Below are 24671 nucleotides of genomic sequence, written 5' to 3'. Positions count from 1 at the left end.
CCGTGGCAGGCGGCGCCGCGGCGACGATCTACCACAATCCCCGCTGCGCCAAGTCGCGCGAGGCGCTGGCGCTCCTTCGGGACGCGGGCGCCGACGTGACGGTCGTCGAGTATCTGAAGACGCCGCCCTCGCGCGACACGATCGCCGCGCTGCTCGCGCGCGGCGGGATCGCTCCGCGCGACGCGCTTCGTCGCGACGCGCCGGCCGTGGCCGACGACGCCGCCGCGCTCGACCTGATGACGCGCGATCCCGCCACGATCGAGCGGCCGCTGGTCGAGACGGCCAAGGGCGTGCGATTGGCACGCCCGCCCGCGCTGGTGCGCGAGATCCTGTGATCCTCCCCGAGGACACCCGCTGGCGCGTCGAGCGCGCCACCCAGGCCGCGGTGGTGATCGACGCGGACGCCTATTTCCGCGCCGCGCGTCAGGCGATGCTGCGCGCGCAGCACCAGATCCTGCTGGTCGGCTGGGACTTCGACGCGCGCATCAACCTCGCCTATGACGACGACCACCCCGAGGCCCCCACCGACGTCGGCGCTTTCATCACCTGGCTGGTCGATCGCACCCCAGGACTACAGGTCCATATTCTCCGCTGGGACAAGGGCGCGATCAAGACGCTCGGGCGCGGCAAGACGCTGTGGACCCTGCTGAACTGGCGCTACCGCCAGCCGCGCATCCACCTGCTGCTCGACGGCCACCATCCCGTCGCCGCCTCGCAGCACCAGAAGATCGTGGTGATCGACGACTGCCTCGCCTTCTGCGGCGGCATCGACATGACCGACGAGCGCTGGGACACGCGCGCGCACGTCGACGACGACCCGCGCCGCACCTCGCCGGGCGGGCGCGCGTACAAGCCGTGGCACGACGCCACCACCGCCCTGCAAGGACCCGTAGCGGGCGCGCTGGGCGAGCTGTGCCGTACACGCTGGGCGATCGCGGGCGGCGGCGAGATCGCGCCGCCGCCGCCGCGCCAGGGTAGCTGCTGGCCCGAGTCGCTCACCCCCGTCTTCGCCGACGTGGATGTCGCCATATCGCGCTCGCAGCCCGAGTATGACGGGCAGGACGAGCTGCTCGAGATCGAGCGGCTGTACCTCGCGCTGATCGCCTCGGCCAAGCACCGGATCTACGCGGAGAGCCAGTATTTCGCCTCGCGGCGCATCGCCGAGGCGATCGCCGCGCGGCTGGTGGAGGATGATCCGCCCGAGATCGTCGTGATCAACCCGGTGACCGCGCAGGGCTGGCTCGAGCCGGTCGCGATGGACACCGCCCGCGCGCGGCTCGTCACCGAGCTGCGCCGGCGCGACCATCGCGGCCGCTTCCGCCTCTATCACCCGCTCAACGAGAAGGGCACGCCGATCTACTGCCACGCCAAGGTGACGGTGATCGACGATCAGGCGATCCGCATCGGGTCGTCCAACTTCAACAACCGCTCGCTCCGCCTCGACACCGAGTGCGACGTGACCATCACCGACGGCGCAGCGACGATCGCGGCGATCCGCGACGATCTGATCGCGGAGCATCTCGGCGTCGACGCGGCGGAGGTGAGCGAGCGGGTCGAGCGGGACGGGCTGATCGCCACGATCGAGGCGCTGCGCGGCAGCGGGCGGACGCTGGTGCCCTATCAAGTGGACGACCTCAGCGCGGTGGAGAAGTGGCTGGCCGACAACGAGGTACTCGATCCAGAGGGGCCGGGCGAGATGTTCGAGGCGTTCGAGAAGCGCGGGCTGCTGCGGCGGCTGAGACGGAAGCGGCGCTAAGCTCCTCTCCCGCTCTCCGGCCGTCATGCCAGGCTCGACCCGGCATCCATGGTCCCGCACACGCCACCCCCGTGCCGTGCGCAGCCATGGCTTCCGGACTAAGTCCCCGGGGTGACGAGCGACGGACGTGCTCCTGCGCACGCAGGAGCCCAGAGCCTCGGGCGCGCCGCCTGAAAATCCTGTGCTCCTGCGTGCGCAGGAGCACAGGGGCGCTGATCTGGTCCGCCCTCCCGCGCCACACCGTCTGGCCACCGCGGCGCACAGCCGCTATGCGCCGCGGCCATGACCGCCATCACGCCCGAGATCGTCGCCGAGCACGGCCTGTCCCCCGATGAATATGAGCGCGTGCTCAAGGCGCTGGGGCGCGAGCCCAATCTCGTCGAGCTCGGCATCTTCTCGGTGATGTGGTCGGAGCATTGCAGCTACAAGTCGAGCCGCCTCCACCTCAAGAAGCTGCCCACCGAGGGCCCGCAGGTGATCTGCGGCCCGGGCGAGAACGCCGGCGTGGTCGACATCGGCGACGGTCAGGCGGTGATCTTCAAGATGGAGAGCCACAACCACCCCTCGTACATCGAGCCCTACCAGGGCGCGGCGACGGGCGTGGGCGGCATCCTGCGCGACGTCTTCACGATGGGCGCGCGCCCTGTGGCGAACCTCAACGCGCTGCGCTTCGGCCGGCCCGATCATCCCAAGATGCGCCACCTGATCTCGGGCGTGGTCCACGGCATCGGGGGATACGGCAATTGCGTCGGCGTGCCGACGGTGGGAGGCGAGGTGAACTTCCACCCCGCCTATGACGGCAACATCCTCGTCAACGCGATGACCGTGGGCGTCGCCGACACCGACAAGATCTTCTACTCGGCCGCCTCGGGCGTCGGCAATCCGATCGTCTACGTCGGCAGCAAGACCGGACGCGACGGCATCCACGGTGCCACGATGGCCTCGGCCGATTTCGGCGACGACTCGGACGAGAAGCGCCCCACCGTCCAGGTCGGCGATCCGTTCACCGAGAAATTGCTGATCGAGGCGTGCCTCGAGCTGATGGCCTCCGACGCGATCGTCGCGATCCAGGACATGGGCGCGGCGGGGCTCACTTCCTCCTCGGTCGAGATGGCGAGCAAGGGCGGCGTCGGTATCGAGCTGGTGATGGACGACGTGCCCCAGCGCGAGACCGGCATGACGCCGTACGAGATGATGCTCTCCGAATCGCAGGAGCGCATGCTGATGGTGCTCAAGCCCGGCCGCGAGGGTTTCGCGCGCGCGATCTTCGAGAAGTGGGAGCTCGACTTCGCGGTGATCGGCCATGTCACGGACACCGGGCGGATGGTGCTCAAATGGCAGGGCGAGACGGTGTGCGATATCCCGCTCGCGCCGCTCGCCGACGACGCGCCGCTGTACGATCGCCCGCACGTCCCCACTCCTCCGGCCAGGGCGCTGGTCAACATTCCCGACTGCAAGGACCCCGCGGCCGACCTGCTCGCGCTGATGGCCTCGCCCGACATCGCCAGCCGGCGCTGGATCTGGGAGCAGTATGACCACATGGTCGGTGCCGACACGGTGCAGCGCCCGGGCGGCGACGCCGCGGTGGTGCGCGTCCACGGCAGCGACAAGGCGCTGGCGATGACGACCGACTGCACCCCGCGCTACTGTTTCGCCGACCCGGTCGAGGGCGGCAAGCAGGCGGTCGCCGAGGCATGGCGCAATCTCACCGCGGTGGGCGCCACCCCGCTCGCTATTACCAACTGCCTCAACTTCGCCAACCCGCAGCGACCCGAGATCATGGGCCAGATCACCGGCTGCCTCGACGGTATGGCGCAGGCATGCCGCGCGCTCGACTTCCCGATCGTGAGCGGCAATGTCAGCCTCTACAACGAGAGCAAGGCGACGGGCGGCGGCTCGGCGATCCTGCCGACGCCCGCGATCGGCGGGGTCGGGCTGCTCAGGGATTGGCAGAAGAGCGCGACGATCGCGTTCAAGCAGACGGGCGACGTCATCGTCGTGGTCGGCACGCGCCGCGGCGATCTCGGTCAGTCGCTGTGGTTGCGCGAGCTGCACGGGCGTGAGGAAGGTCCGCCGCCGCGCGTCGACTTGGAGTCGGAGCGCCGCAGCGGCGACTTCATTCGCGCGCAGATCGACGCCGGCCATCTCGGCGCGGTCCACGACGTCGCCGACGGCGGCATCGCGGTGGCGATCGCGGAGATGGCGCTGGCGGGCAACATCGGCGCGATGATCGACCGCGCTTTGCCGTTCGAGACCGCCGCCGCGCTTTTCGCCGAGGAGCAGGGGGTCTATGTCGTAACGGTGCACGACCATGCGCTGCTCGACTTCCTCCAGGCCGCGCTCGACAGCGGCGTGGACGCCGACCCGCTCGGGCGCACGATCGGCACGCGCGTGATCTTCGAGCTGCGCGACGGCGATTATTGCGTGCCGCTCGACACGCTGCGCGCGGCGCACGAGGGCTTCTTCCCCAAGCTGATGGCGGGAGAGACGCCGCTCTGAGAACCAGCTCTCCGTCGCCTCCGTCATCCTGAACTTGTTTCAGGATCCACCGTCCCGCGCGCACCTCGACCGTGAGAGAAGCGGCACCGGCGATCCCGAAACGACTTCAGGATGACGGACAGGAACAAGGCGGCGAGTCGGCTGACGCCCACGGACGGCACCGTTGCCAGCCCTGCGCCGCGCGCCTAGCACGCGAACGCCATGACAGCCGCCAACCGCCTCGTCGCGCTCGATATCCTGCGCGGCGTCGCGGTGCTGGGCATCACCGTTGCCAACCTGCCCGGCTTCGCGCTGCCGCAGGCGGCGTATTTCTCGCCGCTCGCCGCCGGCGGCGCGGCGCCGGCGGACCTCACCGCCTGGGCGCTGACCTTCGTGCTGGTCGAGGGCAAGATGCGCGGGCTGTTCGCGGCGCTGTTCGGCGCCTCGCTGCTGCTCGTGGTGGAGCGCGCCGATGCGTCGGGTCAGAACGGCGCCGCGGTCCACCTGCGCCGCATGGGCGTGCTCTACCTGATCGGCGCCGCGCACCTGTACCTGCTGTGGTACGGCGATATCCTCCATCATTACGCGCTGGTCGGCGTCGCGGCGCTGCTGTTCGTCCACGCGCCGACTCGCCTGCTGCTGCTCGCCGCAGCGGCCGCGCTGCTGGTGGCGACGATCGGCGGGGTGGGCCTCGTCAGCGCGGCGGTGGCACCGGCGACCCGGGCGGCAGTGGAGCAGAGCTTCGGTCGGCCGCCGGCCGCCCTGCTACTGAGCGAGATCGCCGCCCTGCGCGGCTCGCTCGCCGACGGCCTAAGGTGGCGCTGGCGCCACGATGCCGGACCGGTCGCGGGATTGTTCGCCAACGGCCCCGAGACGCTCGGCTATATGCTGCTCGGCATGGCCGCTTACCGCGCCGGCTTCGCCACGGGTGCCTGGCCGCGGGCGCGCTACGTCCTGGTCGCCGCGCTGACGCTGCCGCTCGGTACCGCGATCGAGGCGACGCTGGCGACGCGCACCGCCGCGCACGGGTTCGCGGTGCCGGCCGTCGTCACCGCCTCCTTCGCGCTCGGGCCGCTGGTCCACGCACCGATGGTGGGTGGCTATGCCGCGCTGCTGCTCGCGTCGCTCCCCGGCACGCGCGCGGGTGAGCGGCTCGCCGCGCTCGGGCGGACCGCGCTCAGCAACTATCTGCTGTCGAGCCTGGTGCTCGCCGCGATCTTCTACGGATGGGGCGGCGGTCGGTTCGCACATTGGGGGCGAGGCGAGGCCTATCTGCTGCTGCCGCCGCTATGGATGCTGCTGCTGTCCTGGCCGCCCGCCTGGCTGGCGCGCTACCAATACGGCCCGGCGGAATGGCTGTGGCGCACGCTCGCGCGCGGGAGCCTGCAGCCGTGGCGTCGCGTCATGTAGTAAATGCGAACGCGTCGCATTTCGCTTGCGAGCCATTCGCAATTTGTCTAGGCCGACCGCATCCGAGAGGGGAGGCCGCATGGTCGTCTGCGTGTGCAATGCGATTCGAGAGTGCCAGCTGCGCGAGGCCGCGCGATCCGGTGCTGCCACGCCCTGCCAAGCCTATCGCTGCCTCGGACGCTCGCCCAAGTGCGGCCAATGTGTTCAATTCGCTCGGACAATCATCGACGAGGAGCGTGCGGCTGCGTAGCGGTCGCAGCTAATACTCGTCGTAACGCGAGGAATTCTCAGCTTTCTTCCGCGCCAGTTCAGCGGTATTCGGCGTGCCGATCTACTATTGGAGACCGGCATGAAGGGCGACCCCCGCGTCATCGACTTCCTCAACGAGTCGTTGAAGAATGAGCTTACGGCAATCAACCAATATTGGTTGCACTATCGCCTCTTCGATCACTGGGGCGTCTACAAGCTCGCCGCCTTCGAGCGGCACGAGTCGATCGACGAGATGAAGCACGCCGACTGGCTGGCGGAGCGCATCCTCTTCCTCGACGGCCTACCCAACTTTCAACTGCTCGGTCGGCTGCGCATCGGCGAGACCGTGGAAGAGGCGCTCAAGGCCGATCTCGCGATGGAGATCGAGGCGGTGGCGCAGCTCAAGGCGGCCGTCGCTTATTGCGAGGAGGTCAAGGACTTCGTCAGCCGCGAGCTGTTCGCCAACATCCTCGCCAGCGAGGAGGAGCATGTCGACACGCTGGAGCGCCAGTTCGAGATGATCGAACGGATGGGCATCCACAATTACATCCAACTCAACTCGGTGAGCGAGCATGACAAGCCCGAGAGCGGCGCGGCCCCTTATCTGAAGGGGTAGGTCACGACTGCACGCGGTCGGCTCACGCCACCCTGCGCCCGAAGCCGCCCGGCCGTCGCACCGCGCCGGCCGGCGCGGTCCCCTCGCCTTCCAGCATGGCAAGCGTGCGCAGGAACAGAGGACGCAGCGCCACCACGTCCTCGATCGCGTCCTGCGGTGACTCATGATGCTCGACGCAGCCGCGCGCGTGGTCCTCGATCTTCTCGGCCAGCGCGGCGAGCACGATGGCGCCGAACTGGCTCGCCTCGCCTTTTAGCGTATGTGCGGGGATCACCATCGCCGCGGCATTGCCCTTGCGCATCGCGTCCTCGAGCGCGCTCAGCGACTTGACGCCGTCCTCGCGGAAATATCCGAGGATGCGCGCGAAACCGGTGCCCAGCTCGGCGCGCGCGCGCGCCAGCGCCACACGATCCACCAGTTGCTCCACCTCATCCGTCACGCGCCGCCTCCTCTTTTGCGCGCAAGCACTTAGCGGCGCAGAGGTAAAGAGGAGGTAAGCACCCCGGCTCAGCCCCCGGCGAACGGATTCTTCGGCGCGCGCAGCATCAACCGCACCGGCACCGCGCCGAAGCCGAGCTCGCGCCGGATGCCGTTGATGAGGTAGCGCTGGTAGCTCATCGGCAACTCGTCGACGCGCGTGCCGAACAGAACGAAGCCGGGCGGCCGCGTCTTGGCCTGGGTGAGATAGCGCAGCTTGATCCGCTTGCCCCCGGGGGCCGGCGGCGGGTTGGCCTCGATCGCGCGCTCGAACCAGCGGTTGAGCTCACCCGTGCCGACGCGGCGCGACCAGGCCTCGCGCGTCGCGAACGCCGCACCGATCAGCTGGTCGATCCCCTTGCCCGTCGCCCCCGACACCGTGAGCAGCGGCACGCCGCGCACCTGCGCCAGCCCCTCGTCGAGCGCGGTGCGAACGCCGTTGAACAGCTTGGACGGGTCCTCGGCGACGTCCCATTTGTTGAGCGCGATGACCAGCGCGCGCCCCTCTTCCAACACGCGGTCGGCGATGCGCAGGTCCTGCGATTCCAGCCCTAGCGTCGCGTCGAGCAGCAGTACCACCACCTCCGCGAAATCGACCGCGTGGAGCGCGTCGGCGACGGAGAGCTTCTCCAACTTGTCCTGCACCTTGGCGCGCTTGCGCATGCCGGCGGTGTCGATCAGGCGGACGTCGCGCGCGCCGTGGGGGCCGTGCCACACCCAGTCGATCGCGATCGAATCACGCGTGATCCCCGCCTCGGGACCGGTGATCATCCGGTCCTCGCCGAGGATACGATTGACCAGGGTCGACTTGCCCGCGTTGGGTCGGCCGACGATGGCGAGCTTGAGCGGCGCGTCGGGGCTCTCGTCCTGCTCCTCCTCCTCTGCCTCCAGCGCCTCGAGATGAGGCAGCAGCGCCTCGAACAGGTCGGCGACGCCCTCGCCGTGCTCGGCGGAGAGCTGCACCGCGTCGCCGAACCCGAGCGACAGCGCCTCGATCAGCCCGGCCTCCGCGGCACGCCCCTCGGCCTTGTTGCCGACGAGCACGATCGGGGTGGAAGCACCGCGCAGCCAGCGCGCGATCTCCTCGTCGAGCGGCACGATGCCGGCGCGCGCGTCGATCATGAACAAAGCGACGTCGGCGCTGTCGACCGCGGCCTGGGTCTGGCGGCGCATGCGTCCGGGCAGCGTGTCGGGGTCCTCGTCCTCGTAGCCGGCAGTATCGATCACGCGGAAGTCGAGCCCGAGCAGATGCGCGTCGGCCTCGCGGCGATCCCGGGTCACGCCGGGTCGGTCGTCCACCAGCGCCAGCTTCTTGCCGACGAGGCGGTTGAACAGCGTCGATTTGCCGACATTGGGGCGGCCGACGATGGCGACGGTGGGGAGACGGGACATGGGACGGGGACCTAGCGCGCTTCGAACGAGAGTGCCCCTCCCCTTCGAGGGAGGGTTGGGGTGGTGCGCTTTCTCGGGCCAAGCGCTCGCGGCGACACCCCACCCCCGCCCCCTCCCCTGAAAGGGAGGGGAGTTCAGGCTGCTCTACCCGCTAATCGACCGAAGCGATAGCGGGCGACACCGTGTCCCTGCCCACGCAGTAACCCAGGGCCATGCGCCCCATCGTTCGTGGCCCTGGGGTCCCGCCTACGCGGGAGCACGAGAGAGCATCAGACCCTCCCTCACCGCCAGGCGGTGATCACGCCCTTCTCGTCGAGCGTGTACAGTGTCTGGTTGGCGACGATCGGCGGGAGCGAGAAGCTGTCGCCGGCGCGGATCGTGGTCTGCACCTTGCCGTCCGCGACCGAGAGCGCGACCAGCTCGCCGCGCGAGTTGGTCAGCCACAATTTCTCGCCCGCCAGCACCGGTCCGAACCAATTGTACGGGTCCGAGCGCTTCTCCTCGTTCTTGTAGGCGCGCAGCTGACTGATCCAGCGGATCTTGCCGTTGGCGCGCGACAGGCACACCAGTCGCGCGTCGTCGGTGACGACGAAGATCCACTCGCCCGCGATCCACGGCGTCGAGATGCCCGCGAGATTCTGCTCCCACAGGCGCTGGCCGGTGGCGAGTTCGAGCGCGATCATGCGGCCGCCCTGCCCGATGGAATAGACGCGGCCGTCCTCGATCACCGGGTCGGCGTCGATATCGGCGAGGCTCGACACCGAGGTGGTGATCGAAGTGCGCGACAGCGCGTCCTGCCACAGCGAGCGGCCGTTCTCGTAGCGATAGGCGTTGAGTTCGCCGCTGGAGAAGCCCGCCACCACCGTACCCGAGCTCGCCGCGGGCGCGGCGACGCCGAACACGCCCTGGGTCTCGAGGCTGGCGGTCTGAGTCCACACCACCTTGCCGTCGGCCTGGTTGAGCGCGACGATCTGATTGTCCTGGCTCAGCACATAGACCTGGCCATTGGCGATCGTCGGCGCGCCGCGCAGCGGACCGCCCGGCTTGGCGCGCCACAGCACCGCGCCGTCGGCGGCGTTGGCGGCGATCACGTCGCCCAGCCCATCGGTGGCATAGACCTTCGCGTCGTCGTAGCTCACCCCGCCGCCGAAGCGCGCGGCGCGGTTCTCGTCACCCTCGGTGATCGCGCGGGTCCACAGCTTGGCCCCCGTGTCAGCGGTGAAGGCGTTGATCACGCCGTCGACGTCGACCACGAACAACTTGTTCTCGGCGATCACCGGCATGGCGGCGAGCCGCGCGCGGTTGCTGCCGCCGTCGATCTGGGCGGTCCAGCGCTTCGCCGGCGCGGCGGCGAGCAGCAGATGGCCCATCGACTTGGCCGCGCTGCCACCCGGCTGGGTCCAGCCGTCGTTGGCGGCCGGCGTCGGCAGCGTCACCTGGACGTCGGCGAGCCCCTTGTCGAGCTCGGCCGGGTTCTCCGACACGAGGATCGGCACGCGCTGGCCGACCGTGGGCGTCTTCTTGGGCGCGCTCTTGAAGATGCCGCAGCCGCTCAGCCCCACCAGCGCGGCGATCGCCACCCCGGTCGCGAACCTCGTCCTCATCGCTTGCTCACACCTTCGTTCTTGGCCGGCGCAGCGGGCGCCTTGGTCTCCAGTACGCCCGCCATCTGAACCGCACGTTGACGCAGCGAGCTGGGCACACCCGGGTCGGCGGCGATGCGCGCGAAGGTCTGGCCGGCGAGATCGCGCCGCCCTTCACGCAGATACGCCGCCGCCATCAGCTCACCCGCGCTGCCCAGCCACGCCCCGCCCGTCACCGCGAGCGGACGCATCCGCTCGACGATCACCTGGGGCTGCAGCTGGTCGAACTCGGCGCTGGTCTGGCGGATCACCGCCAGGTCGCGAAACGGCTGCGCCAGCGAGGTGTCGGCGGCGATCTTGGCGAAAGCCGCCGCGGCGCCGCGCAGATCGTCCTTCTGCAGCAGCACGTCGGCCTGGGTGAAACGAGCGGCAGCACGATAGCCGTCGCGCGACGAGTCGGTCAGCGCGGCGAGCGGCGCCGCGGCCGCCTTGGTGTCCTGCGCGGCGAGCGAGTCGAATGACTGCTGCAGCTGCTCGCCCTCGCGCTCGGCCGCGACCGCCTGGCGGTGCTGCCAGAACAGGAAGGCCGCCAGCGCGGCGAGCGCCAGCACCACGGCGGCGATGATCGCCCGGCCGTAGCGCTTCCACACGTGGATCGCCTGGTCGCGACGCAGCTCGTCATCGACCTCGCGCAGGAACGCTTCATTGTTTTGCGGCGTCAGAGCCACCGATCACTCCGGGCTGAAGGGGAACCGCCGCGCTGTAGCGACTCGGCCGGCGCGAGGAAAGGGCGCGCGCGAGCGCTTCGTCCCGCACCGCGCGCCGCGACGATCCGCACGCCTACTCCTTCGGTGCGTAGACCTGGTCGGCACCGGGGAAAGCGCGCGCGCGCACCTCATCGGCGAAGGCGGTGACCCGCTCGGACACATAGCCCGCCATGTCGCCGTAGCGCTTCACGAAGCGCGGCGTACGCTCGAACAGTCCGAGCATGTCCTCGGCGACGAGCACCTGACCGTCGCAGGCGGCGGAGGCGCCGATGCCGATCGTCGGCACCGCGACGCTGGTCGTGATCTCGACCGCGATCGGCTCGACCACGCCCTCGATCACCAAGGCGAAGGCTCCCGCCTCGGCGACCGCGCGCGCGTCGCCGACGATCTTGGCGGCCTCGGCGGCGCTGCGCCCACGCGCGCCATAGCCGCCGAGCGTGTTGACCGCCTGCGGGGTGAGCCCGACGTGACCCATCACGGGGATGCCGCGCTCGGCGAGGAAGGCGACCGTGTTCGCCATCGCGTTGCCGCCCTCCAGCTTCACCGCTGCCGCGCCGCTTTCCTTGAGAAGCCGCGCCGCGCTCTCGAACGCCTGCTGCGGCGACGCCTCGTAGCTGCCGAACGGCATGTCGACGACGACCAGCGCGTGGTAGCTGCCGCGCACCACCGCGGCGGCGTGCGCGGCCATCATCTCCAGCGTGACGGGAACGGTGGAGGGCAGGCCATAGATCACCTGCCCGAGGCTGTCGCCGACCAGCAGCAGGTCGCACTGCGCGTCCATCAGCTGGGCCATGCGCACGGTATAGGCCGTGAGCATCACCAGTGGCTCGCCCTTCCCCGCCGCGATCTCGACCTTGCGCTGGCGGATCGCGGGGACGGTGAGCCGCTTCATCGGCGCGGCGACGGGGGTGGCGCGGCTGGTGGCGGAGTCGATCGTGAAGGTGGTGGACATGCGCCCTGCTACTCCGGCGCGCTCACCCGATCCAGCCGCGCCGCGCGGCGAGATGCGCGAGCTGGAGCGCGACGGCGCCGACCAGCAGGATCAGCAGCGGGAAGAAGAGCGTGCCCGCCCCGCGCCGCGCGAGCAGGTCGGTCATCGCGAACAGCCAGCCGAATTGGATCAGCGCCGCCACCAGCGACACCGTCAGCGCGGGCACCGCCACGCGCCGGCGCAGCAGCAGGGCGAGCGCGCCGAGCAGCAGTCCGAGGCTTGCCACCCCATAGTCGACCCCATACCAGCCCGGCAGGGCGGCGAGCAGCGCGCGGTCCGCCGGGTCGGCCGCCGCGCCCGCGCCCGCCATCAGCTGCGTGACGCAGGCATAGGCCGAGAGCGCCGCCCAGGGCAGCAGCGCGCCGACGAGCAGCCGAAACCAGAGTGGCGCGCGCATCCCGCTCAGCCGAACAGCGCGTTGTAGAACTCGGGCTTGAAGCCGACCTCCACGCCGCCGTCATGGACCAACACGGGCCGCTTGATCATCGCGGGCTGCGCCAGCATCAATGCGGTCGCGCGCACCCGGTCAAGCCCGGCGCGCTCCGGCTCGGGCAGCTTGCGAAAGGTGGTGCCGGCACGATTGAGCAACGGCTCCCAGCCGAGCCGGTCGATCCAGGCATCGAGCAGCGCGGGGTCGAGGCCGTCCCTTCGGAAGTCGTGAAAGCGATGGGCGACGTTGTGGTCGGCGAGCCAGAGGCGTGCCCTCTTCACCGTGTCGCAATGAGGGATACCGTGGAGCGTGATCATGCGGCCGCCGTGGCATCGCCGAGCGCCGATGGGAAGCGCCGTCGGCCGCGCGCCACGGCAGCTCTCGCATCAAGGTCACCCTCGATGGCACCAAAACCTATCTGATCCAGTAACGACCGTAAGATCGCGCCTCGAAAACTCAGCGGCTGTCTATCGCGCGGCATGGATCCCCCCCGCGTGCGCCTCCAGCAGCTACCAGATTATGTCGGTGGATCACGATGGCTCGACGGCGACGTCAGCGCGGGTGACCTAATGACGGCCTCTGTGCTGCTGCGCTTCCGCGTCACGGGTCTGCTTGATGTCTTATCGGAGTTCGCGGCTCACGTCACCCGCGGGGAGACTAGGCCAGCGGATCGCCGCGCCTTCGCTGCTCAGGCCGCCGCTGCATGTCGCTTAAGACATCGATCACTGCTTAGTAGACCCGCGCCTTTGACCCAGCAGCGGCCGTCCCCGACGCCCTGCCGGTCCCCCATTTCCGGTCACTCACTCATCTCAGCGTTGGGCGAACGACCCTGCCAGGCGCAGAGTGTTGGGGTGCTGAGGAAAAGCCGTGAAGCCATTGCTGACGCTCCCGCGCCATTAACAGCGAGCTGTATGGGCAGTCGTCGAGCGTGGAATCGGCGTCGCCTGCGCGGATCAGCCCCTCGTTGTAGGGGTTCTGCATTCATACCCTCCTACCAAAGTCGGCCGTACAATCCCGATTCGCTTTAGGGTTAGATCTACACCAAAGGATACCTTTATGTTCGACGAGGGCCACCAGCACCTGCATGATCGACATTAGTACGTTATCGGTCTCTTTCTGCAGTCTGACATATTTTGAACTGTGGGCGAATGTACGATCGTCTGCCTTCGCTTGCGAGCGGGTGCATCGCGGTGAACGGCCCGCAGCCCGTGCAATCATAGTCATAGAGAGGCATGGCATTTCTCAACCGACAGGCGCTCGCGAGCGGGGGCGGGACGGCACCACCACCCGCTCGCTCCGGGTCGCCAGACGGCCTTCAGGATCACCTTGGTCCAGCCGTCGTCGCGAGCGTCGAAGTGACGATAAGCGGTCGGCGCCTCGTCAAGCGGCAACTCGTGCGACACGATGAACGACGGCCGCGCTCGACCGGTCGAGATCAGGTCGCGCAGTAAGCGATTATACGCCTTGACGTTACACTGGCCGGTACCGATCCGCTGACCTTTGAACCAGAACAGGCCATAGTGAAGACGATCTCACCCTGCTTGTAGAGCTTGTCCTGCGGCGCCGGATCCTCGGGTACGAACACACCGACCACGCCGATCCCGCCAGTGAACTTCACCGATCGCATCAGGTCGTTCATGGTCATGTTGGGGTGCTCGGCTCCCGCGGGTCGTGCGCCTGATAACCGACACATTCACAGCCTCGGTCCGCGCCGGTGCCGCGGGTGAGTTCCAGCACCCGATCGACCGCCGAGCCTTGGGAATCATCGATCGCGATCGCACCGATCGACTCGGCGAGGCGCAGGCGGTCGGCGTGGCGATCGACGACCATGACCAGGCAGGCGCCCTTGATCATCGCGGCGTGTGCGGCCATGAGCCCGACCGGACCCGCGCCGTAGATCCCGATCGACTCGCCGGGGCGCAGCCCTGCCAACTCGGTGGCATGCCAACCGGTCGGGAAGATGTCGGCGAGCATGACATAGTCGCTCTGCCACTCTGCCGCTCTGCCGCGTCGGGCGGCAGCTTGAGGCAGTTATAGTCGCCGTAGGGGACGCGCAGCAGGTCGGCCTGACCGCCCCGATGAGGACCTATGCCCGCGAAGCCGTAGGCCGCGCCGGCCATGTCGGGGAAGACGCTCTTGTCCGCGGTGGTCAGGCAGAAGGCGCTCAGACCCCGCTCACAGTTGCGGCAGAAGCCGCAGCCAATGTTGAAGGGAATGACAAACCAGTCGCCGACCTTCACGCGATCGACGGCCGCTCCCACCTCGATCACCTGGCCGAGGTTCTCGTGGCCGAAGACACCCCCAGTGGGGAAGTCGGTCCGACCTTCGTACAGGTGGAGGTCGAAGCCGCAGATGTTGGCGCTGGTGATGCGGACCAGGACGTCGGTCGGCCGCTCGATCTGAGCGTCAGGTACCTCCTGGACCGCGATGTCGCGTGGCCCGTTGTGAACGACTGCCCTCATCGGACACTCCGTCGGAGAGAGTGGATTAACGGCGCGATCCTTCGCCGACGAGCGATGGAGCGATCGCGCATTTCGGCAGACTGCCTCATCCGGCCGCCTCGCGAACGGGATCGATCGGGCAACCATCAGGCCAGATCAGGGAGGGACCTGGCCGTTTTCGCCCGGAACCGCCTCAGGCGCGTACGACCATCGGTCTGCAATGACCTGTTCGCACCCCTTGCGCGCCCTACGCTGTCGTGGTCATGCCTTCACCGCGTCCAACGATCGAGGGAGCCGCGGCATGCAGGTGAACGCAGAGGGTGAGGATACTGAATCAGAGCGCGCCGAAGTTCACTTTCTCGCCGCGTTGCTAGACGAGCTGATGCGCAAGATGCTCAGTGCCGGCGTGCTGACGCAAGCCGACCTGAACGAGGTAGAGGCCGTCGCTGCTAAGAGGGTCGGCGGAGTACCTCGAGCTTGGTGACGTCAGGATTGTACGAGGCTCAAAAAAGGTTTTTACAGGAATAGCCGCTGGATCGCACAAAATTGGACGTCGTTCGACGAATTGATATGTCACGGACTCGGTCACATATATGTGCGGCGGCCGCCTCTGTCGTTCGTGGACCAAGCCTCTTAGCAGATAAGGTTCTGCATCATCGCAAGTACGATAGAGGTACGATTTTCAGGCAGAGGGCCACCAAGGTGTAGGTAGCCCCCCTTACTTATCATCCCCTCAGAAACACTCTCACATCTCCTATGCTGAGGCAACTTAGCTCAGGAAAAAGTAATTCTCATTCGTGCGGAAGCGGCCTATGAGCGATTTAGCCTATTCGTTAATTGCCCTTCTCTGCAGTATTGACTTACATAGCGCGTGAATGGAGCTAGCGATGACGACGAAAGATCAAGCTGCGCAATATCGGCAGCAAGCTGAAGATGAGAGACAGAAGGCGGTCGGCTCACCGTATGGTGGTGTGCGAGCTCGCGGGCTCGCATCAGCGGCAGCTTTGGATAAGCTGGCCGAGCGAATGGAGCTCAGCGCTCGCTACTCGGACGACAGGGCTGCGTACCGGTAATATTGGGCGGGAGCTTCTGGAACGCCGCTCTTGGATCCGGCCGGCTGTCGCTCTCTGGCGGAGGGCCCATGAGCGGTCGTTCAGGCCGCTTAACCTGCCCCATCATCAGACGCATGTTCAATGCTGGATCCTGTTTGGATCACGGCTTCTCAAGGGCGGCGATGTAGCTGACGCTCGCTCCTGAAACAACAATCCGGCCCTTGCTGAGCACGCCTTCCTTGATCGTCCGCCTTTATCTGCATCTCAGGGGTAAGAACCTTCTCACGACCTTGCGCTTACCGAATGGTCTTGCAAGCACCTCCGTGAAGGTTCATGGTTCAACGATCGCTGACATTCGCCTCGTAAGCGTCGGCGGCTGAGAGACTTAGAGCTCCCGCTTACGCGCGGAGCGATGTAGATGGAGCTCTCTAAAAATCCTCTAACCCGGGGCGTGTACACGCACGACTGCAACTGCGCCCTTTTGTCTGGAGCCCGACGGGCAGGTTCTCCGGCTGACGATGCCAGTATTGCCTTCGTTCGCGCTGACACCTTGATACAGGCTGCGACATCGGCCAGTCGGCCATGATCTGGCTCCTTGTCGTGCTAAGCGTCATCTGGATCACGCCCAGCGCGCTGGTCATCATGCTCTATCTCAGCTCCGTAACGTCGCCACGTGCCCGCGGCTGGCTGCTACGTCACCTTGTTTCATAATGGTCGTTGCGACTGGAGTCGCGCATCGGCGATGGACGCAGAGCGATATAACCGCCTTACGGGGCGGCATTCTCGCCGGGCATGGAAGCGGTGCGCTAGCGAGAACGCTCGATCGCGAAGTGGCTGATCTCTCGCGGATGGCCGCGCGCCTAAATCTGACACTCGGCCCCGCCGAGGCAACCTGAGGTGTCAGGTGTCAGCCTTGCACGTCTGATGCCCTCTCGAGCGTGAGCAGCATAAGGACGTCTCGCACCATCGTTGTCCAACGGCACCCAGAACCTCACGACGATGTCCCAGAGTATTGCTCCTGCCGCGGTCGGACCGCCAAGAAGAGCGTGCAGAGACTTCTACGAGCGCGCCTTGATGCCGCTAATCGCGATCAGGAAGCAGCTGCAACCGATCGCCGCATCGAGCGCAAGCCGATACGCTGCGATACCAGGACGTCGAGCCCTTTCGGCGACCATCGAGTAGATCGACGTCAGGTCCGAACCCATCGAATAAGACCGAGCTCTCCACTCGTGCTTGGCGAACGTGAGCCTCTCGGATGATCCGCCTGCTGGCGGCGGAGGACCTGAATCCGACAAGCACCTCGGCAGGCGGCGCAAGCTGAACGTTTAGCCGGTCACCTCACCTATTTGGCGGCAAAGTCACCGGGAACGGCGCCATGATGCTGCTTCGCGAAAGCGCGGGCGGCATGGGCGCTCTCGAAGCTCTCCGGCTGAAGGGCGGAGGTCACGATCGGATAATGCTGGGAGTTGTACCGAACCTGCCGCAGCGTGAGCCGGAACGCGCCCGCATCATCTTTGGCAATGAGAAATGGCTTTGGAATGCTTCTCGACATGATTGTGCCTCCGGATCATCGAACAGATAAATAGGGATCGCAGCCGGGCGAGCCTGTCACGCTCAAGCGTTGGCCGGGTTCCCGCCCGGCCGCGATCATTCAAGCGTCCTGCAGGTTCACCGCGGAAGACTTGCCACGTCGGTCGGTCTCGAGTTCGTAAGTGACCCGTTGATCCTTGTTGAGCGTCTGCATGCCTGCACGCTCGACAGCCGAAATGTGAACAAAGGCATCATCGCCGCCACTCTCTGGCGCGATAAAGCCATAGCCCTTGTCGTTATTGAAGAACTTAACGGTTCCGATGGTCATAGCACGGTCCTGCCCAATTGTTGGCGGGCATGCGCAAAAGCAGCGCATCCCGGCCTCAGTGATGCTTGAAAGGGACAAGGAGGCGACGACGTCAGCTCGTATATCCGTCACACGCGACGTCAGCCACCTCAATATAAGCGATTTAAACGAAAATGGAAGGGTTGATTCGTACGGATTGATGCGAACAAAAATGCACAGTAATCTGGGCTGGTGACAAAGATTTCATGCCAGTGAGCTATCGAGGCCTTATATTGCGCCGTTGTCGAAATGCCGCGTAATTCCAGTTTTTACCGATCAGTCGTGGTCAGTCCTTCGGCGCCACCGGCTGAGAGACATAGTGCTCCCGCTTACGCGTGGAGAGCAGCCATGAACCTCACCGAATTGTACCGTCGTCAACAGATTCACATGGGCATGGCAGCGGCCGCCGCCACGCCGGAGGCATGATCGTCCCATCGTCAATTTGCCTCAGCCTATGCTACGCCGATCAAGAACTTCGACGCAGACGCCGAGGAGCGTTTTTCGGCCACCCGGGTGATCGAACAAGTAGCAGTCCGCCGTGCTGATCATGCCGCTGCGCCGTTTGCGAACGAGGATGTCGCGGTGGTACGGCCGCCAACTTGAGTCGGTCTCTGGCCGCCGCGCTCCGCGAGCCAGGGAAACCCTTGTCGATCGAGCGAGAGAGCGCAGTCCCGAGCGGCGCGTCGTTCTCGCTGACCGTCCACGGGGACAGTGGTTTGTATCCATGGTGTGTTCGCGCTTGCACCAGAGGCGCTGCCGATCATCCTGAAGCTGGTGCAAGCCTTTGACGCGTTCACGCCCGAGAACGATCCACTTAGCGAACACAGGTTCGCTGCCCTTGGCTTGCAGGGCAAGCGCCTACCCTGCACACCGTCTGCCTGGCGGGTAAACCGATCGAGGATAAGGAGCTTACCGACGGCGCCTTCTCGGAAGAGACGGCCGCAGCCGCTCGATCTGCTGGTCCGTCGGCCAAAACAGGTCGCTCATCCCGGTCTCCGCGCGACGCCCGAATCAGATCGCGACGCGCGCATCGATGAGTTCTGACCCGAGCCGGAGGCCGGAACGATCGTCATGCCTGTCCAACCTGATAGCGGTGCTGCCCGGGCCGGTTTGCATCGTCGAGGCGTACTGCGCCAATACAAGGGGAGCGAAACCCTGATCGGGGCATGTTCGTCTCGGTTCGAAGGGTCGGGCGCTCCCCAGCCCGACCGTACGTCCGGCGTCGGGTGATCTACTCGCGGCGACGCGACTTGAAGGGTCCGTCCGCCCCAGAAGCCGGACAGCGCCTTGTCACGCTTTAGCTCGCGTCATCTGGGCAAGCGAGGCCAGTCGGTTCTGATCGACCGCGTCGTTCTTGCTATGTGAAGGCTGACCCGTGCTGCACGGCCATGCGGCCAAAGCTAAGTCGCTTGAAACATTGGTCGGGGCGACAGGATTCGAACCTGCGACCCCCACACCCCCAGTGTGATGCGCTACCAGGCTGCGCTACGCCCCGACCGAGGGGGCGCCTCTACGCGCGGTCGCAGGGCATTGCAAGCGGCTAGGCACAGGGCACGGCGGACGACGCGCGCGCCGTCGCGGGGCGAGCCCATGTTGCGCCCGCGCCCCGGCGATGATAGCGGCAGCGGCTTCGTGCGGCCGGGTTTCGGCCGCCCCAATGTCATGCACGGAATCCGATGCTCATTCCTCCCGCTTACGCGCAGACGGCCGGCGGCGCCGCACAGGGCGGCGGCCTCGCCGGCTTCATCAGCCTGGCGCCGCTCCTGCTGGTGTTCGTCGTCTTCTACTTTCTGATGATCCGCCCGCAGCAGGGTCGCATGAAGTCGCTTCAGAACGCGATCGCCGCGGTCAAGAAGGGCGATGCGGTCGTCACCGCGGGCGGACTGGTCGGCCGCGTCACCAAGGTCGAGGAAGGTTTCGTCGAAGTCGAGATCGCGCCCAACATCCGCGTGCGCGTCGTCAAGGCGACGCTGGCGGAAGTGACGCCGCTCGGCGGCAAGCCGGCGAACGACTGACATGCTGGACTTTCCCCGCTGGAAAGTAACCGCCATCTGGCTTTTGCTGGCGGTGCTAGTGTCGCTCTCGATTCCCAGCTTCCTGCCCGATCGGGTCACCCAGGGTTTGGGCATCAGGGCGCCCCAGATCAATCTCGGGCTGGACCTTGCCGGCGGCAGCTACCTGCTGCTCGAGGCTGACACCGACGGGCTTGCCGCGGCGCGCGTCGAGGCGATGCGCGAGCAGGTGCAGACCGAGATGCGCCGCCAGACGCCGCGCATCGACATCGGCGAGATCTCCAGCCGCAACGGCCAGCTCTCCTTCCTGCTGCGCGATCCCAGCCAGGTCGACGCCGCGCGCGAGCGGCTGCTCCAGATCACCGGCACCGGCGCGGGGATGACGGGCCAGCGCCAGTGGGACATCCAGGTCATCGATACCAGCCGTTTCGTGCTGACGCCGACGCGGGCGGGGCTCGATCAGGCGATCAAGACCGCGATGAGCGACACCGTCGAGGTGGTGCGCAGGCGCATCGACGCGCTCGGCACGCGCGAGCCGACGATCATCGGCCAGGGCACCAACCGCATCGTCGTCCAGGTCCCCGGCCTGCAGGATCCGCAGCAGCTCAAGGCGCTGGTGGGCAAGACCGCCAAGCTCGAGTTCAAACTGGTCGACATCAACGCCGATCCGCAGGCGCTCGCCAAGGGCCAGGCGCCCGCCGGCGACCAGATCCTGCCCTACCCCGGCAACCCACAGGGCATCCCGCTGATCGCGGTCAAGCGTCAGGCGATCATCACCGGCGACATGCTGAGCGACGCGCGCCAGGAGTTCGCGCCCGAGACCAACGCGCCGCAGGTGGCGATCACCTTCGACAGCCAGGGCGGACGCCGCTTCGCCCAGGCGACCAAGGAGAATGTCGGCCGTCCGTTCGCGATCGTGATCGACAATCAGGTGATCTCGGCGCCCAACATCAACGAGCCGATCCTCGGTGGCCGCGCCTCGATCAGCGGCGGCTTCACCGTCGACAGCGCCAACCAGCTCGCCATCGCGCTGCGCTCGGGCAAGCTCGCGGTCGACCTCAAGGTGGTCGAGGAATCGACCGTCGGCCCCGACCTCGGCGTCGACTCGGTTCGCGCCGGTATCCTCGCGTCCGCCGTCGCGGTGGCGCTGGTGGTGGCGTTCATGCTCGTCACTTATGGCCGGTTCGGTTTCTACGCGAACCTCGCCGTCGTCATCAACGTGTTCGTCATCCTCGGCGTGATGGCGCTGATCAACGGCACGCTGACGCTGCCGGGCATCGCCGGCTTCGTGCTGACGATCGGTACCGCGGTGGACGCCAACGTGCTGATCAACGAACGCATCCGCGAGGAGCGTCACCGCGGTCGCGGGGTCGTCCAGGCCGTCGAGCTCGGCTATAAGGAGGCCAGCCGCACGATCTTCGAGGCGAACGTAACCCACGCCATCTCGGGTATCATCATGTTCCTGCTGGGCTCGGGCCCGGTCAAGGGTTTCGCCGTGGTGCTCCTGATCGGCATCGCCACCAGCGTGTTCACCGCGGTGACCTTCACGCGCATGCTCGTGGCGGGATGGCTGCGCCGCGCCAAGCCGAAGACGATCAACATATGAGGGCGGCGGCGCTCGCCCGCGGGCTCACCATGATCACTCGCACGGCACCCACGACACGGGGTGACGAGGTACTATGAAACTGCTCAAGCTCGTCCCCGACGACACCAACATCGACTTCGTCCGGCTGCGCGGCATCGCCTTCGCGCTGACGCTGCTGCTCAGCGTGCTCGCGGTCGGCCTCACCGTCTACAAGGGCCTCAACTTCGGCGTCGACTTCGAAGGCGGCCTGATGATCGAGGAGAAGTTCGCGCAGCCGCCCGCGATCGAGGCGGTGCGCGCGCAGGTCGACTCGCAGGGGCTCGGCGAGGCCAACATCCAGCCGATCGGCGACGGCAAGACGCTGACGATCCGTTTGCCCGTCCAGAAGGGCGGCGACGAGGGCGCCACCAACGCCGCGGTGCGCAAGGTGGAGAGCGCGCTCGCCGCCAAATTCCCCGGCAGCACCTTTCTCCGCTACTCGACCGTGTCGGGCAAGGTATCCAACGAGCTGATCCGCAACGGCGTGCTCGCGGTGGTGCTGGCGATCCTCGGCATCGGCCTGTTCGCGATCTTCCGCTTCGAGTGGCAGTTCGGCGTCTCGACGATCGTCGCGATTGTCCACGATCTGCTGATGACGCTCGGCTTCTTCGCGATCACGCGGTTCGAATTCGATCTCAACATCGTGGCCGCGGTGCTGACGATCATCGGCTATTCGATCAACGACAAGATCGTGATCGACGATCGCATCCGCGAGAACATGCGCCGCTATCGCAAGATGGACATGCGCGAGATCATCAACCTTTCGGTCAACGAGACCCTCCCGAGAACGGTGATGACCTCGGTGACGATCCTGCTCGCGCTGCTCGCGCTGCTGTTCCTCGGCGGCCACGTGCTGCGCGGCTTCACCGCGGCGATGATCCTGGGCATCGTCGTGGGCACCTATTCGTCGATCTACGTCTCGTCATCGCTGCTGATCTCGCTCGGGCTACGCGCCGAGCCCGAGGGCGGCGCCGCGCCGAAGCGGAACGGTATCGAGAACGCCGAGCGCGTCGGGCCGCGCAGCTGATGCGGATGGACCGCGAGCGCCCGGCGCCTGGGCCGCTCGTGCGCGGCTTCGGCGCGGGCGGCTACCGAGTCGACGCGCCCGACGGGACGATGGGGGTCTACCCAGCGCTGCTGCTCACCGAGACTCGCGCCGACAACTGGTCGCCACCGGCACTAGAGATGCTCGACGAGACCGCACTCGCGCGGCTCTTCGGCAGCCAGATCGAGTTCCTGCTACTCGGTACCGGCGATACGCTTCGTCGTGCGCCCAAGGCGCTGGTCGCGGCGCTGGACGCGCGCGGGATCGGCATTGAGGCGATGGACAGCCGCGCCGCCGCGCGTGCCTGGGGCGTGCTGCGCGCCGAGGAACGCCAGATCGCCGCGGCGCTCTACCCGCTCGATTACTAAGTCGCTGCCGTACTCCTGCGCCCGCAGGGGCCCAGCGCCGCGGCGACGCGCTCGACCATTCCTACGTTCGAGGGAACACGGCTGACGACGTGAACTCTCCCCCGCCCTAACGGTTCTTCCAGCACCCCCGCGGAGACCACCCACCATGCTCGCCTCGCTGTTGATCGCTGCCGTCTCGGGCATGCGCGCGATGACCCCGCTCGCCACCGTCGCCAATGCCGCACGCCGCGGCGAGCTGCCGCGCGACGGCGGCGCGCCAGCGCTGCTCGCGCACCCGCTCGTCTCGGCGGGCACGCTCGCGCTCGCCGCCGGTGAGCTCGCCGGCGACAAGATGAAGACCGCGCCCGACCGGATCATCCTGCCCGGCATGGTCGCGCGCATCGCGACCGGCGCCTTCGCCGCGGCGAGCCTCGCGCCGAGGAAGCAGCGGACGATGGCGGCATTGCTCGGCGCCGGGGTGGCAGCCGGCGCCTCCTATGTCACCTTCCGCGCGCGGGCGGCAGCGATGCGTCGCTTCGGCCAGATCGGCACAGGCGCGGTGGAGGATGCGATCGCGCTCGGCACCGCCGCGCTGGCGGTGCGCGCCGCACGGTGACGCCGCCGCATATTGGCAGCGGCGCGACGATCGGCTAGGCCGCGCGACGGGGCCGGTATCCGGCCCCACGATCGCGCCGGTGCCCCGACGAGGGGCTCAAATGGGAATGCGGTGAGGGGAGGACTCCCCGAATCCGCGGCTGTCCCTGCAACTGTGAGCGGCGAGCGAGCGGCACATGTCTCCTGCGAAGGCGGGGGGCGGTCACTGGAGCGCGGGGTTCGCCCCGTCCCGGGAAGGCCGTGCCGGGAGCGACGACCCGCGAGCCAGGATACCTGCCGGCGCAGGGTCGCTCTTGCCTTAGGTCCAGGGGATGGCCGGGCACGGTGTTCCGTCTGAGCGACGAAGCCATGCGGCCGGGGCCGCAGCGGCGCGTGGCACGGGCGACGGCGGGCGCCCGTCCGTGGTGCGCGCCGGCCGACCTTCGGCCCCGGTCCACGCACCGTCGCGGCGCCCCGAAGGAACATCTTTGCGCGACCTTTCAAAGGTTCCCGTCACCGTCGTCACCGGCTTTCTCGGCGCGGGCAAGACCACGCTGATCAGCCACCTCATCCGCCACGCGGGCGGGCGGCGGCTCGCCGTCGTCGTCAACGAGTTCGGCACGCTCGGGGTCGACGGCGCGATCCTCGAGCAATGCGCCATCCCGGACTGCCCGGCGGAGAATATCGTCGAGCTCGCCAACGGCTGCATCTGCTGCACCGTCGCCGACGACTTCATTCCGACGATCGAGCGGCTGCTCGCGCTCGAGCCGCGCCCCGACCATATCCTGATCGAGACCTCGGGGCTGGCGTTGCCCAAGCCGCTGCTCAAGGCATTCGACTGGCCCGCGATCCGCTCGCGCGTCACGGTCGACGGCGTGATCGCGCTCGCCGACGCCGAGGCGGTGGCGGCCGGTCGGTTCGCGCCCGACCCCGCGGCGGTCGCGGCGCAGCGCGCGGCGGACACGGAGGTCGAGCATGACACGCCGCTGGCCGAGGTGTTCGAGGACCAGCTCGCCTGCGCCGACGTGGTGCTGCTCACCAAGGCGGATCTCGCGGGCGCGGACGCGGTCGAGGCCGCGCGCGCGGTCGTGCGCGCCGAGGCGCGGCGGCCGGTGCCGATCGTCGCTCTGGTCGACGGCGCGATCGATCCCGGCGTGATCCTCGGGCTCGGTGCCGCTGCGGAGGACGATCTCGCCGCTCGCCCCTCGCATCACGACGGCGAGGACGACCATGAGCACGACGATTTCGACAGCCTCGTCCACGAACTCGGCGAGATCGACGATCCGGCCACCCTCGCCGACGAGCTGGCCGCGCTCGCGCGCGACCGCGACGTTCTGCGCGTCAAAGGCTATGCGGCGGTGCGCGGCAAGCCGATGCGGCTGCTGGTGCAGGCGGTCGGGGCGCGCGTGCGCACCAGCTACGACCGGCCGTGGCGCGCGGACGAGCCGCGCCGCACCCGGCTGGTCGTGATCGCCGAGCGCGGGCGGGTCGATGCCGCCACTGTCGGGGCAGCGCTGGCCGGCTGAGCGCG

The 24671-nt window shown here is 67.6% G+C and carries 25 protein-coding genes, 1 tRNA gene, 1 pseudogene and 1 riboswitch; of the genes and pseudogenes, 14 read left to right on the top strand and 13 right to left on the bottom strand.

The genetic code is table 11. From position 1 onward, the window contains the following. Positions 1–2 precede the first annotated feature (2 nt). The 6 genes from K7957_RS01850 to bfr all read left to right on the top strand — a co-directional run bounded on the left by K7957_RS01850 (position 3) and on the right by bfr (position 6509). Positions 3–335, top strand: a complete 333-nt coding sequence (locus K7957_RS01850; protein WP_343228270.1) for an ArsC/Spx/MgsR family protein — start codon at positions 3–5, stop codon at positions 333–335. Next, on the top strand, positions 332–1756 hold the full coding sequence (locus K7957_RS01845) for a phospholipase D-like domain-containing protein (RefSeq protein ID WP_343228269.1): 1425 nt from the start codon (positions 332–334) through the stop codon (positions 1754–1756). Before K7957_RS01850 ends, K7957_RS01845 begins: the two co-directional genes overlap by 4 nt. A gap of 282 nt (positions 1757–2038) precedes the next feature. Then, positions 2039–4255, top strand: a complete 2217-nt coding sequence (purL, locus tag K7957_RS01840; protein ID WP_223010289.1) for a phosphoribosylformylglycinamidine synthase subunit PurL — start codon at positions 2039–2041, stop codon at positions 4253–4255. 201 nt (positions 4256–4456) lie between these two features. Next, positions 4457–5644 carry a DUF418 domain-containing protein gene (locus K7957_RS01835; RefSeq protein ID WP_223010288.1) on the top strand — a complete coding sequence of 396 codons (1188 nt, stop codon included), beginning with the start codon at positions 4457–4459 and terminating at the stop codon, positions 5642–5644. Positions 5645–5723: 79 nt separating this feature from the next. Next, positions 5724–5894, top strand: coding sequence for a (2Fe-2S)-binding protein (locus tag K7957_RS20235; RefSeq protein WP_246616609.1), 171 nt, complete (start codon positions 5724–5726; stop codon positions 5892–5894). Positions 5895–5993: 99 nt separating this feature from the next. Then, on the top strand, positions 5994–6509 hold the full coding sequence (gene bfr, locus K7957_RS01830) for a bacterioferritin (RefSeq protein ID WP_223010287.1): 516 nt from the start codon (positions 5994–5996) through the stop codon (positions 6507–6509). Positions 6510–6531: 22 nt separating this feature from the next. On the opposite strand, the gene K7957_RS01825 is transcribed toward bfr, so the two are convergent. The 10 genes and pseudogenes from K7957_RS01825 to K7957_RS20220 all read right to left on the bottom strand — a co-directional run. After that, the gene (locus K7957_RS01825; RefSeq protein ID WP_223010286.1) at positions 6532–6948 is read right to left on the bottom strand and encodes an Hpt domain-containing protein; all 417 of its coding nucleotides are present in this window, start codon (positions 6946–6948) and stop codon (positions 6532–6534) included. Between the two features lie 68 nt (positions 6949–7016). Continuing rightward, positions 7017–8378 (bottom strand): ribosome biogenesis GTPase Der, encoded by a 1362-nt coding sequence (gene der, locus K7957_RS01820; protein ID WP_223010285.1) that lies wholly within the window; start codon positions 8376–8378, stop codon positions 7017–7019. A gap of 281 nt (positions 8379–8659) precedes the next feature. Next, complete coding sequence (locus K7957_RS01815) at positions 8660–9982, bottom strand: PQQ-like beta-propeller repeat protein (protein WP_223010284.1); 1323 nt, start codon at positions 9980–9982, stop codon at positions 8660–8662. After that, complete coding sequence (locus K7957_RS01810) at positions 9979–10689, bottom strand: tetratricopeptide repeat protein (RefSeq protein ID WP_223010283.1); 711 nt, start codon at positions 10687–10689, stop codon at positions 9979–9981. The genes K7957_RS01815 and K7957_RS01810 overlap by 4 nt, the downstream gene beginning before the upstream one ends. Positions 10690–10801: 112 nt before the next feature. Next, a complete protein-coding gene (gene panB / locus K7957_RS01805; protein ID WP_223010282.1) occupies positions 10802–11680 on the bottom strand; it encodes a 3-methyl-2-oxobutanoate hydroxymethyltransferase in 879 nt (292 codons plus the stop codon). Between the two features lie 22 nt (positions 11681–11702). Then, positions 11703–12116: a hypothetical protein gene (locus tag K7957_RS01800; RefSeq protein ID WP_223010281.1), complete on the bottom strand. Its 414-nt coding sequence runs from the start codon at positions 12114–12116 to the stop codon at positions 11703–11705. A 5-nt stretch (positions 12117–12121) separates the two neighbouring features. After that, positions 12122–12466 carry an ArsC family reductase gene (locus K7957_RS01795; protein WP_223010280.1) on the bottom strand — a complete coding sequence of 115 codons (345 nt, stop codon included), beginning with the start codon at positions 12464–12466 and terminating at the stop codon, positions 12122–12124. Between the two features lie 1118 nt (positions 12467–13584). After that, positions 13585–13794, bottom strand: coding sequence for a hypothetical protein (locus K7957_RS20230; RefSeq protein WP_246616608.1), 210 nt, complete (start codon positions 13792–13794; stop codon positions 13585–13587). Beyond that, complete coding sequence (locus K7957_RS20225) at positions 13791–14123, bottom strand: zinc-binding dehydrogenase (RefSeq protein WP_246616607.1); 333 nt, start codon at positions 14121–14123, stop codon at positions 13791–13793. Before K7957_RS20225 ends, K7957_RS20230 begins: the two co-directional genes overlap by 4 nt. Positions 14124–14176: 53 nt before the next feature. Then, positions 14177–14611 (bottom strand): annotated as a pseudogene (locus K7957_RS20220) (alcohol dehydrogenase catalytic domain-containing protein); the annotation flags it as partial. 280 nt (positions 14612–14891) lie between these two features. Between K7957_RS20220 and K7957_RS01785 the strand changes: the two are divergent. Then, the gene (locus K7957_RS01785; RefSeq protein WP_223010279.1) at positions 14892–15074 is read left to right on the top strand and encodes a hypothetical protein; all 183 of its coding nucleotides are present in this window, start codon (positions 14892–14894) and stop codon (positions 15072–15074) included. Between the two features lie 1910 nt (positions 15075–16984). On the opposite strand, the gene K7957_RS01780 is transcribed toward K7957_RS01785, so the two are convergent. After that, positions 16985–17194, bottom strand: a complete 210-nt coding sequence (locus K7957_RS01780) for a hypothetical protein (RefSeq protein WP_223010278.1) — start codon at positions 17192–17194, stop codon at positions 16985–16987. 99 nt (positions 17195–17293) lie between these two features. After that, on the bottom strand, positions 17294–17500 hold the full coding sequence (locus K7957_RS01775; protein WP_223010277.1) for a cold-shock protein: 207 nt from the start codon (positions 17498–17500) through the stop codon (positions 17294–17296). Positions 17501–18229: 729 nt separating this feature from the next. Between K7957_RS01775 and K7957_RS20730 the strand changes: the two genes are divergently transcribed. After that, positions 18230–18562: a DUF3768 domain-containing protein gene (locus K7957_RS20730; RefSeq protein ID WP_425517141.1), complete on the top strand. Its 333-nt coding sequence runs from the start codon at positions 18230–18232 to the stop codon at positions 18560–18562. Positions 18563–18936: 374 nt separating this feature from the next. Here K7957_RS20730 and K7957_RS01765 read toward each other — a convergent pair. Further along, positions 18937–19013, bottom strand: a tRNA-Pro gene (locus tag K7957_RS01765). 181 nt (positions 19014–19194) lie between these two features. On the opposite strand from K7957_RS01765, the gene yajC reads away from it, so the two are divergent. The 6 genes from yajC (at position 19195) to cobW (ending at position 24666) form a co-directional block, all read left to right on the top strand. Next, complete coding sequence (gene yajC, locus K7957_RS01760; RefSeq protein ID WP_223010275.1) at positions 19195–19533, top strand: preprotein translocase subunit YajC; 339 nt, start codon at positions 19195–19197, stop codon at positions 19531–19533. 1 nt (position 19534) lies between these two features. Beyond that, positions 19535–21136, top strand: coding sequence for a protein translocase subunit SecD (gene secD, locus K7957_RS01755; RefSeq protein ID WP_223010274.1), 1602 nt, complete (start codon positions 19535–19537; stop codon positions 21134–21136). A 73-nt stretch (positions 21137–21209) separates the two neighbouring features. After that, entirely contained in the window at positions 21210–22181 is a 972-nt protein-coding gene (gene secF / locus K7957_RS01750) for a protein translocase subunit SecF (RefSeq protein ID WP_223010273.1), read from the top strand. Next, complete coding sequence (locus tag K7957_RS01745; protein ID WP_223010272.1) at positions 22181–22567, top strand: MTH938/NDUFAF3 family protein; 387 nt, start codon at positions 22181–22183, stop codon at positions 22565–22567. The genes secF and K7957_RS01745 overlap by 1 nt, the downstream gene beginning before the upstream one ends. 145 nt (positions 22568–22712) lie before the next feature. Then, complete coding sequence (locus K7957_RS01740) at positions 22713–23162, top strand: DUF4126 family protein (RefSeq protein ID WP_223010271.1); 450 nt, start codon at positions 22713–22715, stop codon at positions 23160–23162. 65 nt (positions 23163–23227) lie between these two features. After that, positions 23228–23456: riboswitch (cobalamin riboswitch) on the top strand. Positions 23457–23628: 172 nt separating this feature from the next. Beyond that, entirely contained in the window at positions 23629–24666 is a 1038-nt protein-coding gene (gene cobW / locus K7957_RS01735; RefSeq protein WP_223010270.1) for a cobalamin biosynthesis protein CobW, read from the top strand. Positions 24667–24671 lie beyond the last annotated feature (5 nt).

The sequence above is a fragment of the Sphingomonas yunnanensis genome (genome assembly GCF_019898765.1).
GTDB classification, from domain to species: domain Bacteria; phylum Pseudomonadota; class Alphaproteobacteria; order Sphingomonadales; family Sphingomonadaceae; genus Sphingomonas; species Sphingomonas yunnanensis.
This window is presented reverse-complemented; position numbering and strand designations above follow the sequence as displayed.